The organism is Halomonas sp. 141 (assembly GCF_002810305.1).
Taxonomy (GTDB): Bacteria; Pseudomonadota; Gammaproteobacteria; order Pseudomonadales; family Halomonadaceae; genus Vreelandella; species Vreelandella stevensii.
The window spans coordinates 1-13,133 of sequence record NZ_PINZ01000007.1 but is presented as its reverse complement, the minus strand read 5'-3'; the positions used below and the strand labels follow the sequence as shown (position 1 = coordinate 13,133).

Annotated in this window: 13 protein-coding genes; 9 read left to right on the top strand and 4 right to left on the bottom strand. The window is 62.5% G+C overall.

Annotation, left to right across the window (positions count from 1 at the left end; genetic code table 11):
- Positions 1–19 precede the first annotated feature (19 nt).
- Both ubiH and CWI66_RS05115 read left to right on the top strand, forming a co-directional pair.
- A complete protein-coding gene (gene ubiH / locus CWI66_RS05120; RefSeq protein ID WP_100731097.1) occupies positions 20–1,264 on the top strand; it encodes a 2-octaprenyl-6-methoxyphenyl hydroxylase in 1,245 nt (414 codons plus the stop codon).
- A 23-nt stretch (positions 1,265–1,287) separates the two neighbouring features.
- The gene (locus CWI66_RS05115) at positions 1,288–2,541 is read left to right on the top strand and encodes a UbiH/UbiF/VisC/COQ6 family ubiquinone biosynthesis hydroxylase (RefSeq protein WP_100731096.1); all 1,254 of its coding nucleotides are present in this window, start codon (positions 1,288–1,290) and stop codon (positions 2,539–2,541) included.
- Here CWI66_RS05115 and CWI66_RS05110 read toward each other — a convergent pair.
- From CWI66_RS05110 to gpmI, 3 genes are all read right to left on the bottom strand, one after another.
- The gene (locus tag CWI66_RS05110; protein ID WP_081138427.1) at positions 2,538–3,833 is read right to left on the bottom strand and encodes a S41 family peptidase; all 1,296 of its coding nucleotides are present in this window, start codon (positions 3,831–3,833) and stop codon (positions 2,538–2,540) included. The genes CWI66_RS05115 and CWI66_RS05110 overlap by 4 nt on opposite strands.
- A 99-nt stretch (positions 3,834–3,932) precedes the next feature.
- A complete protein-coding gene (locus CWI66_RS05105) occupies positions 3,933–5,069 on the bottom strand; it encodes a murein hydrolase activator EnvC family protein (RefSeq protein WP_100731095.1) in 1,137 nt (378 codons plus the stop codon).
- Positions 5,069–6,631 (bottom strand): 2,3-bisphosphoglycerate-independent phosphoglycerate mutase, encoded by a 1,563-nt coding sequence (gene gpmI / locus CWI66_RS05100; RefSeq protein ID WP_100731094.1) that lies wholly within the window; start codon positions 6,629–6,631, stop codon positions 5,069–5,071. Before gpmI ends, CWI66_RS05105 begins: the two co-directional genes overlap by 1 nt.
- 252 nt (positions 6,632–6,883) lie before the next feature.
- On the opposite strand from gpmI, the gene CWI66_RS05095 reads away from it, so the two are divergent.
- The 7 genes from CWI66_RS05095 (at position 6,884) to ruvX (ending at position 11,598) form a co-directional block, all read left to right on the top strand.
- Positions 6,884–7,306 carry a rhodanese-like domain-containing protein gene (locus tag CWI66_RS05095; protein WP_016915639.1) on the top strand — a complete coding sequence of 141 codons (423 nt, stop codon included), beginning with the start codon at positions 6,884–6,886 and terminating at the stop codon, positions 7,304–7,306.
- A 61-nt stretch (positions 7,307–7,367) separates the two neighbouring features.
- A complete protein-coding gene (gene secB / locus CWI66_RS05090; protein WP_016915640.1) occupies positions 7,368–7,877 on the top strand; it encodes a protein-export chaperone SecB in 510 nt (169 codons plus the stop codon).
- A 3-nt stretch (positions 7,878–7,880) separates the two neighbouring features.
- Positions 7,881–8,648: a 16S rRNA (uracil(1498)-N(3))-methyltransferase gene (locus CWI66_RS05085; protein ID WP_081138424.1), complete on the top strand. Its 768-nt coding sequence runs from the start codon at positions 7,881–7,883 to the stop codon at positions 8,646–8,648.
- A gap of 138 nt (positions 8,649–8,786) precedes the next feature.
- A complete protein-coding gene (locus CWI66_RS05080; protein ID WP_081138422.1) occupies positions 8,787–9,491 on the top strand; it encodes a CvfB family protein in 705 nt (234 codons plus the stop codon).
- A 69-nt stretch (positions 9,492–9,560) separates the two neighbouring features.
- A complete protein-coding gene (gshB, locus tag CWI66_RS05075) occupies positions 9,561–10,526 on the top strand; it encodes a glutathione synthase (protein WP_026001921.1) in 966 nt (321 codons plus the stop codon).
- Between the two features lie 40 nt (positions 10,527–10,566).
- The gene (locus CWI66_RS05070) at positions 10,567–11,124 is read left to right on the top strand and encodes a YqgE/AlgH family protein (protein ID WP_039179223.1); all 558 of its coding nucleotides are present in this window, start codon (positions 10,567–10,569) and stop codon (positions 11,122–11,124) included.
- 18 nt (positions 11,125–11,142) lie between these two features.
- Positions 11,143–11,598 (top strand): Holliday junction resolvase RuvX, encoded by a 456-nt coding sequence (gene ruvX, locus CWI66_RS05065; protein ID WP_100731093.1) that lies wholly within the window; start codon positions 11,143–11,145, stop codon positions 11,596–11,598.
- Between the two features lie 27 nt (positions 11,599–11,625).
- On the opposite strand, the gene CWI66_RS05060 is transcribed toward ruvX, so the two are convergent.
- A complete protein-coding gene (locus CWI66_RS05060) occupies positions 11,626–12,651 on the bottom strand; it encodes an aspartate carbamoyltransferase (protein ID WP_100731092.1) in 1,026 nt (341 codons plus the stop codon).
- Between the last annotated feature and the right edge of the window lie 482 nt (positions 12,652–13,133).

Genomic DNA, 13,133 nt, shown 5'->3' with positions numbered 1-13,133 from the left:
GCCAAGCCAGGAGAGGTGAATGCAGGTGTCCGCAGCGGTAACAGAAGCTTCCAGTGAGCGGCCTGCCACTCACGATATCGTGATCGTGGGTGGTGGCTTGGTAGGCGCCAGCCTGGGGTGCGCCCTCGCACCTCTGATAGAGCGTTTTGGTTGGCGCGTGGCCATGATCGAGGCCAAGGCACTGCCCGACACGAGTGACCAGGCCACCTGGCAGCCCAGCTTCGATGCGCGTGCCAGCGCCATTGCCGAGGGTTCCGCCCAGCGCTTTCGCCAACTGGGCGTGTGGCAGGAGATGCAGGCCGAGGCCTCGCCCATCCAGCGCATTCATATCAGCGAGCGAGGACGTTTGGGGGCGACGCGCCTGAGCGCGGAAGAGCTGGGCGTCGAGGCGCTGGGACATGTGATTCCCAACGCCTGGATGGGGCAGGTGCTGCACCGTCGATTGCAGCAACTCCCCATCGAGTGGCACTGCCCCGCCTCGGTCACGTCGCTGACCCCGCAGGCGGGGGGGCAGCATCATCTTCGCCTGTCGAATGGCAGTGAACTGACTGCCACGCTGACGTTACTGGCCGACGGAGGCCGCTCGGGCTTGAAAGAGCAGTTGGGCATTCAGAGTCGCCGTCACTCTTATGAACAAACCGCCGTGATTGCCCATGTGGGGGTCAGTCAGCCGCACCACGGGGTCGCCTACGAGCGCTTCACCGCAGACGGCCCCATTGCGCTGTTGCCCTTGCCCGGTCAGGCCATGGAGCTGGTCTGGACACACCCCAGCGGGGGTGAGCAGGCGCGCATGGCGCTGTCTGAGCAAGCTTTTTTGAGCCAGCTGCAGCAAGCATTCGGCGACCGGGTAGGCCGCTTCAATCGGCTTGGGCAGCGTTATTGCTATCCGCTTTCGCTGGTGACTGCCGAAGAGCCGGTAAGGCCGGGGCTGGCGGTGCTTGGCAATGCTGCGCACGCGCTGCACCCCGTGGCCGGGCAGGGCTTCAATCTTGCGCTGCGCTCCGTGATGGATCTGGTCGAGGCGCTGGCCCAGGCTGCCCAACACCAGCATCCCTTGGGCAGTCTGGCAACCCTGGCGGCTTTCGAGCGCCGCCGTGCCGATGACCGTGCCAATGTCATCCGTTTCAGCGATGGTCTGGTGCGGCTGTTCGGTGCTTCGCTGCCACTGCTGCCCCATGCCCGTGGTGCCGGATTGATCGGCCTGAACCTGGTGGGACCGCTGCGCCGGGGGTTGGCACGCCGAGCCATGGGGCTAGAACGATAGCGCTGACACAATAAGGATTGGCTATGACGATTCAAGCAGAACAGGGAGCCACGGTCACGCGTTTCGATGCGGTGGTGGTGGGGGCCGGCATGGTCGGGGCCAGCGTGGCAGGGTTGCTGGCCAAGGCCGGTATGCAGGTCGCGCTGGTCGAGGCCCGTGAGAAGCCTCTGCAGTTGGAAGAGGTGGCCCAGGCGCTACCGGCGCCCCGTGTCAGCGCCCTGACGCCGGTGTCACAGCGGCTGTTGAACCATCTGGGTGCCTGGCCTGCCATGGCGGCGACGCGTATCACGCCTTACCGTTACATGCAGGTATGGGATGCCGAGGGCAGTGGCAACATCCACTTTTCGGCGGACGAGGCGGGCACCGCCGTGCTGGGGCATATCGTCGAGAACGACGTGACCCTGGCCGCACTCAATGCACAGCTGGCCAACCTGCCGACGTTGACCCGGCTGAATGGCGTGCGCGTCTCCGCGCTACAGACCAGTTCCAAAGGGCGCTGGCTGGTATTGGAGGATGGCCGCCAGCTGGAAACCCCGCTGCTGGTGGCGGCCGATGGTGCGCGCTCTGTGCTGCGCGAACTGGCGGGCATCGAGGTGGCAGAGGAGTCCATGGGCCAGGAAGCGGTGGTCACCACCGTGCGCTGTGAGCACGCCCATGGAGCGACGGCCCGTCAGGCCTTCGTAAGCGGCAGCCCGCTGGCTTTCCTGCCGTTGACCGTGGACGGCGATGATCGGCTGTGCTCGATTGTGTGGTCCGTGCCACCCGAGCAGGCGGCCCGGCTTGAGTCGCTGGCACCGCAAGCGCTGGGAGAGGACTTGGGTCGCGCCTTCGATCACCGTCTGGGGGCTGTCACGGTGCTCGATCGAGCCTATCGCTTTGCGCTGGTACAACGCCACGCCCGCAGCTATGTGCAGGAGCACTTTGCCCTGGTGGGGGATGCGGCGCACAGCATTCACCCCTTGGCGGGGCAAGGGGTGAACCTTGGGCTGATGGATGCGGCGGTGTTGGCGGAAGAAGTGGTTGCTGCCTGGCGGCGTGGCTCGCCCTGGGGCAGCCTGGCCATCCTGTCGCGCTACGAACGCCGCCGTCGCCTCGACAATACGGCCATGCTGGCCCTGATGAAGGGCTTCAAGGGGCTGTTTGGCAGTCAGCAGCCGGGCCTGACCCTGCTGCGTAATGTCGGCATGAGTGGCATGAACCAGTGGGTGCCACTCAAGCGGCTCATCATGCGCCAGGCCACCGGTGAAAGAGGTCGCCTGCCGAGCACGTGCCGTTAGCGACGCCGGTCGACGACATTGAGCGCTTTCAACAGGTTGAGCGCTTCGCTGAGCTGATAGTCGTCGCGCAGCCGCTGCGACATGGCTGCGCGCTCGCGAGGCTGGTTCTGACTGCCCAGATGCCCTTCCAGGTCGGCTTCGCGCAGTTCACGGCGGCTTTCGGCCACTTCCAGGCGGCCACGCACCACTTCCACGTCCGGCTCGATGCCCTGCGCCTGGATGGAGCGGCCATTGGGCGTGTAGTACAACGCCGTGGTCAGCTTCAGACCTTCGCCGTTGCCTAGCGGCATGATCTGCTGCACCGACCCTTTGCCAAAGCTTTCGGTGCCCATGATGACCCCGCGACGCTGGTCCTGAAGCGCGCCTGCCACGATCTCTGCGGCGGAGGCGCTGCCGCTGTTGATCAGCACCACGAGCGGTACATCACGCGCAGGCGTATCGGGCGATGCCGAAAAGGACATCTCGGTATCCGACAGGCGGCCTTCGGTATACACGATCAGCCCGCTATCCAGAAAGAGGTCGGCCACGCCCACCGCCGCCTGCAGTACTCCGCCAGGGTTGTTACGTAAATCCAGAATCAGGCCTTCGAGCGGCTGTTCGCGTGCCATGCGCTCGAGGGCGCGGCGTGCCTGTTCCGGCGTGCGTGATTGGAACTGGCTGATACGTAAATAGCCGTAGCCAGGCTCCAGGGTTTCATGGCGCACACTTTCGCTACGGATGATTTCCCGGGTCAGCGTAAGGTCTCGTGGGCTATCTTCGCCCGCGCGCAGAATGGACAGCCGCAGCTGGCTGCCCGGCTCGCCCCGCATCAGGTTGACGGCTTCCTGCAAGGAGAGGTTATCGGTGGGTGTGCCATCGATGGCGATGATGATGTCCCGCGACAGCAGGCCCGCGCGGGAGGCCGGTGTATCGTCGATGGGAGTGATCACCATGAGTTGACCATTCTCGGTGCCGACTTCGATGCCGATGCCGCCGAACTCGCCCTGGGTGGACTCGCGAAGGCTCTGGTACTCGTTGGCATCCAGATAGGCCGAGTGAGGGTCCAGCTCGCTGAGCATGCCACGCATGGCATTGCGCAGCAGCGTACGATCATCCACTTCCTCGACATAGGCCCGTTTGATGCGTTCGAACACCTCGGCGAAGGTCTGGATCTCTTCCAGCGGAAGGTCGTCGGCGACGCTATTGGCCGTTTGAGCCGCTAGGGGTAAGGGTGCTGCCAGCAGCGCGAGCGGAAGCAGGGTCGCCAAGAAACGCTTGGCAGGGGCCGATACCTCGGTTACAGATAGCGTCATGCGTACTCCGCTAGGCGAAAGGCAGCGCCGCTGGGCGCCGCATGGGTTAGACGGTCGGCGCGACACCTTCAAGGGTGCCGCTGCTATCAGCTTATCCCGTCAACGTCGTGCAATCCAACGTTGCGGGTTAATGGGGGCGCCACCTCGCCGCACTTCGAAATAGAGCGCGGATGAAGGCTGCCCTCCGCTGTTGCCCACTCGGCCGATGCGGTCGCCCCGGTTTACTTGCTGGCCCGGGCGGGCATCGAACTGCTGAAGGTGGGCATACAGGGTCATGATCTGATCACCATGATCGATGATCATCAGGTTGCCAAACCCCCGCATCCAGTCCGCAAAGACCACGCGCCCAGAGTGGACGGCCGTGACCGCCGTGCCGGCGCCCGCTTGAATCACGATACCGTTGTAATGCACGCCCTGACGGCGCTGGTAGCTGGCCGTGATGGCGCCCTGTACTGGCCAGGGCAGGTCGCCCTGGGTGCGGGTGATGTTGGTGGAGGGCGTCGGCTCGGCCAGTCGGGCAAGCTCGGCCTGGATGGCGCGTAGCTGCTGTTCGGCCTGCTCGCGGCTCTGGCTGAGGTCGGCCAGACGGTCGGCTTCGCTCTCGTAACGATCATCCAGCGTGGTCACGACGCTGCGCCGTTCCTCGGTACGGCGGGCCAGCAGCGCACTCTGCGCTTCCAGTTCGTCCGCCAGGGTATCCAGCCGGGTCTGGCGCTCGGCCAGCGCCTGCTCGGTATCCACCAGCGCGGTATCCAGGCGGGCAATGTCGCCCAGGCGACGTTGCCGTGCCTGCGTCAAGCGGTTCAGGTAGGCCTGCATGCGGTCCAGCTCTGCGGGGTTGCTTTGGTTCAACAGCAGCTTGAGCTGCGGGGTGGGGCCCAGCCGGTAGAGGGCCGCCAGTTGCTGGCCCAGCGCTGCGTATTGCGCCGCTCTTTCCTGCTCGAGCCGCTCACGGTGCTGGCGCAATTGCTCGCTCTCTTCGTTCAGTTGGCGGCGTTCCCCCTGCAGCTGGTCCAGACGCTGGTGCGTTTGGGCCAGCTCCGTCTCGACGGCACGCAGGGCCTGCTGGGCGCTGTCACGGGCCTGGTCCGTCACGCCCAACTGCTGGGTCATGGCATCGATTTGCTGGCCTAGCGCATCCAGCTGCTGCTGGGCGGCACGCTCATCCTGCGCGACGGCAGCGGGCGTGCCCAGCATCAGCAGCGCCAGCAAGGGCAGCCGTTGCCACGATGGCATTAGGCGAAGCGCAGCAGTGACTGGCCCGTCATCGCGTCTGGCTGTGGCTGATGCATCATCGCCAGCAGCGTGGGTGCCAAATCGCACAGACGGCCGTCCGACAGCTGAGCCTCGCGCTCACCGACGTAGATCAGCGGTACCACAAAGGTGGTGTGAGCGGTTTGTGGCTCGCCGGTCACCGGGTGCACCATCTGTTCGGCATTGCCGTGGTCGGCGGTGATCAGGCAGGCGCCACCGGCCCGCTCGATGGCCTCCACGACCCTCCCAACGCAGGTGTCGACGGTTTCAATGGCCTTGACGGCGGCGGCAAAATCCCCCGTGTGACCGACCATGTCGCCGTTGGCGTAGTTGCACACCATCAGGTCGAAGCGGCCGCTGTCGATGGCGTCCACCAGCTTGTCGGTGATGTCGAACGCGCTCATTTCCGGCTTTTCGTCGTAGGTTTTCACATCCCGAGGCGACGGCACCAGGATACGTTCTTCGCCGTCATACTCGGCTTCGTTACCCCCCGAGAAAAAGAACGTCACATGAGGGTACTTCTCGGTTTCGGCGATGCGCAGCTGGGTCAGGCCGCGTTTGGCCACCACTTCGCCCAGCGTATCGGTGAGGTCGGTGGGGGGGAATGCCGCCGGAGCGGCAATGTCGGCGGCGTACTGGGTCATCATCACCAGGCCGTCACCCGCCAGGGCAGGCCGGGTCTGGCGCTGGAAACCGGAAAAATCTGCATCGGTGAAGGCACGGGTCAGTTCGCGGGCCCGGTCAGAGCGGAAGTTCAGAAAGATCGCCGCGTCGCCATCTTGTAACGTCATGGCGCTACCGTTGACGGGAACGCTGGTGGCCGCCACGAACTCGTCGGTTTCACCACGCGCGTAGGCATCCCGCAGGCCGCTTTCAGCGCTGGTGGCGATGTGGTCGGCGTGCCCTTCAGTGAGCAGGCGATAGGCTTGCTCGACCCGCTCCCAGCGGTTGTCTCGGTCCATGGCGAAAAAGCGGCCAATGATGGAGGCCACGAAGCCGTTGTCGGCACCGACCAGTTCGGCAAGCCGGGCATTGGCGCGCTCGATGGAGGCCAGCGCGCTTTGCGGGGGCATGTCGCGGCCATCCAGGAAGGCATGCACGTAGATTCGCTGAGCGCCGCGCCGTGCCGCCAGCTCGGCCATGGCGATAAAGTGGTCTTCGTGGCTGTGGACACCGCCTGGAGAGAGCAGGCCCAGCAGATGCACGGCACGGCCATTGGCGACTGCTGCGTCGATGGGCTTGGTGAGCACCTCGTTGGTATCCAGGTCGCCATCTTCAATGGCTTTGGTGATGCGCGTGAAGTCTTGGTAAACGATACGCCCGGCACCCAGGTTCATATGGCCGACTTCGGAGTTGCCCATCTGCCCATCGGGCAGCCCCACATGGCGGCCATCGGTGTGTACGAAGGCGTGGGGGCGTTTGGCCCACAGAGCATCCATGTTCGGGGTATGGGCGGCAGCCACGGCGTTATGTGCGCTATCGGGGTTGTGGCCATAGCCGTCCAGGATGATCAGGGCGACGGGGCGGGGTGCAGATGATGCCATGAGAAACCTCGTTATATGGGTCAGCCAAGCAACGAAAAGAGCTGTTTGAAACGCTGGCAATGGCCATTCAGCCAGTTTTCAGACAGTACCTGAGAAACAGGGTCGCGGCGGGCGCGTGCTTGGGGCATCATAACGCAGGCAGCCGCTGGGCGTCATGGCCTGCGCGGTATGCCCTGTGACGTGTATACTTGTCGCGTTTCTGATGGCGGCCAGGCCGCTTTTTTCTGCATAGACCAAGAGATTGTGTTCGCGATGATCGATCAGCTGTTCGAATTCGTAATGAACCACCCCCTGTTGGTGGGGGCATTTTTGCTGGTGCTCACGGCGTGGATTGTCTACGAAACGCGTAGCGCTGCCTCGAATGCCGTGTCCTCTAGCCAGGCCACCCAGCTCATCAACCGCGAAGATGCGGTGGTGGTGGACATTCGTGAAAGCAAAGACTTCAAGGCGGGGCATATCGCCGGTGCACGCAACATTCCCCAGAGCAGCCTCGATAGCCGCATGAACGAGCTGGAGAAAGTCAAAAGCCAGCCGATCATCGTGGTGTGCAAGCATGGCCAAAGCTCGGGTGCCGCACAAGCCAAGCTGGTCAAGGCGGGCTTCGAGCGGGCCACGAAGTTGCGTGGTGGCATGATGCAGTGGCAGGCCGATGGCCTTCCCGTAGTGAAGAAGTAAACGACGAAAGCGGCCTCTGGGCCGCACGCTTTTTTATTGAATGAATAACGAGGAGTCTCCCATGGCGGAAGATAACAACACCCCGCAGGCCGGTGCCGCTGAAGGCGAAAAGCCGCAGCTGAAATTCTCTTTGCAGCGTATTTACGTGAAAGACATTTCCTTCGAAGCGCCGAACTCTCCTTCCGTGTTCAAGCAGGCGTTCAAGCCCAAGGTCAATCTGGACCTGAACACTACCAGCCAGAAAGTGGCTGACGACCAGTACGAAGTCGTGGTCAAGGTCACCGCCCAGGTGAATGACAGCGAGTCCGGCACCACGTCGTTCCTGGCCGAAGTCGAGCAGGCTGGCCTGTTCCGTATTTCCGGCATCGAAGGTGCGCAGCTGGAGCAGACGTTAGGCGCCTTCTGTCCTAACCTGCTGTTTCCTTACGCCCGTGAGTGTATCGACAACCTGGTCAACCGTGGCGGCTTCCCTGCGCTGATGCTGGCGCCGGTCAACTTCGAAGCCATGTACGCCCAGCGCAAGCAGCGTGAAGCGCAGCAGGCAAGCCAGGCTGCCGAGAACACCCACTAAGCCATGCTCGAAGCGCATTCGGCAGCACACTGGCTCGCCACGCACGGCAAGATGCCGCGCCTTCATGTGCCCACCGAGCTGCGTGTCGGGGCAACCGTCACGCTGCCGGAAGGCCCTGCCAGGCACGTTACCCGCGTGCTGCGCATGGGGGAGGGCGCGGCACTGATCCTGTTCGACGGGGCGGGCCAGGAGGCAGGCGTTCGGCTGGCGGAGGTGGGGCGAAAACAGACCACCGCAACCGTCGAGTCGGTATGGCCAGGCAACGCGGAGTCTCCGCTAGCGGTGCATCTGGGCCAGGCGATTTCCAAGGGAGATCGCATGGACTATGCCATTCAGAAAGCCGTGGAGCTGGGCGTCGCTGCCATCACCCCACTCTATACCGAGCGGGGGGATGTTCGCCTGAAAGGCGACCGAGAAGAGAAGAAGCTGGCCCATTGGCAGGCGGTGGCTGCCAGCGCCTGCGAGCAAAGTGGGCGTGCAGTGGTGCCTCCCGTATACCCGCCGCAGGGGCTGGAGGAGTGGCTGGCCGAACGGCAAGAGCCGCTGCGCCTGATGCTTCATCTGGCCACGGGCAATGGCTTTGCACAGTCGTCTCGGCCCGCTTCGGCAGCGTTGCTGATTGGCCCCGAAGGAGGGCTCAGCGAGACCGATATCGCTGCGGCCACCGCCAGCGGCTTTACGCCGCTGACATTAGGGCCCCGTGTACTGCGTACGGAAACCGCACCGGTCGTCGCGCTGACCCTCCTGCAGCATCATTTCGGCGATTTGTAAGCGCTTACTGTCAGCCGCTGCCGCATTCTATGTGGCAGCGGCTTTTGTATAGCAGGCTGTCAGGCCGAATACGGCCTCGCTTTGGCTAGCGTTAGCAAGGTACGCTACCGATTCTCAACCCTTCGCAAGGACACCTCCATGGCCCGTGAGTCCCATGCCTCCCCCCGTTCTGCCAGCGATGCGACTGCCCAGCTGGGAGAAGTCGCTTACTTGACCGTGACGGCAGTGAACAGTACGGGCGCCTTTCTGCGTTGGGGCCAGCCCAAGGACGTGCTGCTGCCCTATAGCGAACAGCGGTTTCGCCCGGATCCCGGCAAGCGCGTTCTGGTCATGCTGTATAGCGATGACCAGGGGCGTCCCGTGGCATCCATGCGCTTGGACCGCTTTCTGAGCGACGACGCCTGGGTGCTGTCGCAGGGGGATGAGGTCACGGTAGTGGTGGCCGATCGCACGGACCTGGGCATGAAAGTGGTGGTCGAGCACCGTTACTGGGGATTGATCTATCAGGACGACATGACCCAGCCGCTGCGCCGAGGGCAGACGCTGAAAGGCTATGTAAAACAGCGTCGCGAGGATGGCCGAGTCGATATCTCGCTGCTGCCGCCGGGGGCGGCACGCCTCGATGTGGTAGGTGACAAGATACTGCAAGCGCTACGTGAAAGCGGCGGCTACTTGCCGCTGGGCGATAAAAGCGATGCCCACGCCATCAAGGCGCGCCTGGGGGTGAGCAAGAGCGCCTACAAACAAGCGATTGGGCGGCTTTACAAGCAACAGCTGATCACCCTGACCCCTGATGCCATTCGCCTGGTGCCCGGCGCGCTCTCCGAAACCGCAGACAAATAGCCGCGGTTGGAGCCGTGCCTGCAGTACGGCATACTGAATAATGATTGTTTCTGCATGGACGGTATTTCGATGAGCCACTCAACGTTGCATCTCGGTGTCGTGATGGACCCGATCAGTGACATCGCCTACAAGAAAGACACCACCCTGGCGATGCTGTGGGCTGCCCAGGAGCGCGGCTATACCTTGCACTACATGGAGCAGGACGATCTGTTCTTGAACGCAGGGCAGGCCTACGCACGCATGCGCCCATTGACCGTGCATCGTGATCCTGCACATTGGTACGACCTTGGCGAAGCAGCTCAGCGGCCACTGGCAGAACTGGACGTCGTGCTGATGCGCAAGGACCCGCCGGTAGATGCCGAGTTCATCAATGCGGTGCACCTGCTGGGCTTTGCCGAGCGCGAGGGAGTGCTGGTGGTGAACCCCACCGCCGCCTTGCTGCAGTGTAACGAGAAGCTCTTTGCCCAGCAGTTTCCTCAGTGCTGCGCGCCAACGGTCGTGGCTAGCCGTGATGATGTGCTGCGCGCCTTCCACGCCGAGCATGGCGACGTGATCTTCAAGCCACTCGACGGTATGGGGGGCACGGGCATTTTTCATATCGGCCCTGATGGCCGCAACATTGGCGCCGTCATCGAGCAGCTGACGCTGCGCGGTCAGCGTCAGATCATGGCGCAGCGCTACTTGCCGGAAATCAAACACGGCGATACCCGTATTCTGCTGGTCGATGGCGAGCCTGTGCCCTTTGGGCTGGCGCGTATCCCCTCGGCGGGAGAGACCCGCGGCAACCTGGCCGCCGGTGGGCGTGGCGTGAGTCGCGAGCTGACCGAGCGTGATCACTGGCTGATCCAGCAGGTACAGCCGCTGATCCGTGAGAAAGGGCTGATGTTCGTGGGTCTGGATGTCATCGGTGACTACATCACTGAGATCAACGTGACCAGCCCCACCTGCGTGCGGGAAATCGACGATCAGCGCGGCACCGACATCGCCGGCATGCTGCTGGACGCCATCGAGCGTCGCCTTGCTTCCGCCCAATAACGCCCGACTTGCTGATTCAGCGGCAAGCCATAGGAGACGCATGCAAAGCTTAAAACACCATTTTTTAATGGCCATGCCGCATCTGGACGACCCCAACTTTGCGGGCAGCCTGGTGTACTTGTGTGACCATGACCACAATGGTTGCATGGGGGTGATTACCAACCGCCCCCTGGAGATCACCCTGGATGCGCTGTTTGAACAGCTCTCCCTGGGGGGCGATGAGAGCCCGCACCGCAATGCGCCTGTCTATTACGGTGGCCCCACCCATAAAGACCGTGGCTTTATCCTTCACGAAGGGGATAGCCAGGCGTGGGATTCCAGCGTCCAGGTAGAAGATGGCATTGCCCTCACCACGTCCATGGATATTCTTCAGGCGCTGGCGGATGGCACGGGGCCAGAGCACTTCCTCGTGTGCCTGGGGTGCGCGGGCTGGGAAGTAGGGCAGCTGGAGGATGAGCTCAAGGACAACGCCTGGTTGACGGTGGAAGGCCAGCCAAGCGTGCTGTTCGACACCCCTCCCGCCGAGCGCTTGGCCGCTGCCGCTGGCCTGCTGGGCGTCGATCTCAACCTGATGACCCGTGACGCCGGTCACGCATGACGAAGGGGCAGTAACGCGATGGCCGACAGTGGGGAACGCCTGATCCTGGCATTCGATTATGGAACGCGGCGCATCGGTGTGGCGGTAGGCAATGAGCTGCTCAACAGCGCCCGCGAGCTGACGCCTCTCCCTGCACGGGATGGCATTCCTGACTGGAACGTGGTGTCTCGTCTGGTTCAGGAGTGGCAGCCCGACCTGTTCGTTGTCGGGCTGCCGCTAAATATGGATGGTAGCGAATCGCCCATGAGCACCCGTGCGCGCAAGTTTGGCAACCGCCTGCATGGGCGTTATGGCAAGCCGTGCGAAATGGTCGATGAGCGTGGCTCTACCCGTGAAGCCAAGCAGATCGCCCACGCATCGGGACATCGCGGCAACTATCGTCAGCAAAGCGTGGACGGCATCGCTGCCGTGCTGATTCTGGAAGGCTGGTTCGCCCACCGAGAAGGCCTCCCCAGTGGGCGAACTGCGCACTGAGCGTTTAGCTGCTCAGCCGTCGGCTCCTCAGCGGTCCAGCGTGCCAATTTGCGGCGGTACGAACCAGCGCACTGGCCGCATGTCCTGTTCGATCAGCTCGTCCACTTTCAATAGCGTGGCAAAAATGGCCATCCGCATGGGGATGCCGTTATCTGTCTGGCGGAAGATCGCCAGGCGCGGATCGCCATTCAAATCGACGTTCAAATCATTGGCGCCTGGACGGCTATCGCGCGGTAGCGGGTGCATCACGATCGTGCTTTGGCTGCAGCGGTGATCCAGAAAATCGCGATTGACCATGAAGTCATCGGAAAGCCCCTGGAAGCTCTCGTTCATTTCATCCGTGAAGCGCTCCTTCTGGATGCGCGTCGTATAGACGACGTCCAGATCCGAGAAGTCGCTGGCCAGGGAGTCGCGCTGCTCGATCCGATGGCCCCGCGATACCACCAGATCCACCAGATAAGACGGCATTTCCAGGCCGGGTGGGGAGACCAGCGTTATCCGCAGCGGATCATAAAGCGATAGCAGCTTGATCAGCGAATGCACCGTGCGCCCGTATTTCAAATCCCCGGTCAGTAGAATGTGGGCACCACTCAGGCGCTTGCCCAACCGCTGGAACTCCTTGTCGATGGTATAAAGGTCCAGCAGCGCCTGGCTTGGGTGCTCGCCTGGACCATCACCACCGTTGATGACCGGCACATGCGTTGCGGCGGCAAACTCGGCAACCGACCCTTGATCCGGGTGGCGCATGACGATGGCATCACAGTAGCCGCTCATTACCCTGCTGGTGTCGTACAAGGATTCGCCCTTGGCCATGGACGAGAAGGTAAAGCCCGTGGTGTCACAGACACTGCCTCCCAGACGGCAGAAAGCCGCATTGAAACTCACCCGCGTCCGCGTACTGGCTTCGAAGAACAGGTTGCCCAGTACCGCACCTTCCAGCACTCGCGTGACCTGACGGCGACTGGCAATCGGCTCCATGCGTGCGGCCACCCGTAACAGGTGATCAACGCTTTCGCGATTTAATGAATCGACGGTTAACAAGTGCTGGCTCATCGAAGACCTCATATCCGTAGGTGCAATAGATGTGGCGAATGTTGCGGAGTGCCAAGTGTAACCGCCAAACAGTAAGCGCCGAAGTGCTTTCCACGGGTTGTGTGATCGCGTGGGCGACTTTTTTTGACTATTTGGTAAATACTCCTTGCCAACCCGGCAGCGAATCCGTAAAGTACGCATCCGCTGCCGGGGACGCCAAGCGTTACCAGCGGTGAAGAAGGTTGAAAAACCTTCGGTTTGTCAGGAAGTTAGCGTCATCTGTTGGTTGGATTGATCGCTCGCTTCACGCGCTGAAAGCAGGCCTTGACAAACACCACGGAATGCGTAGAATACGCCTTCCTCGCTGAGGCAACACGGTTCAGGTCACCGAGCCCGTCGCAGCGAAATGATGACAGTAGCTCTTTAACAATTTGATCAGGTAATTCATGTGGGCGCTTGCCGATGAGGGTGAATCATCACCTAATATCAAGGCAAGCGAACAC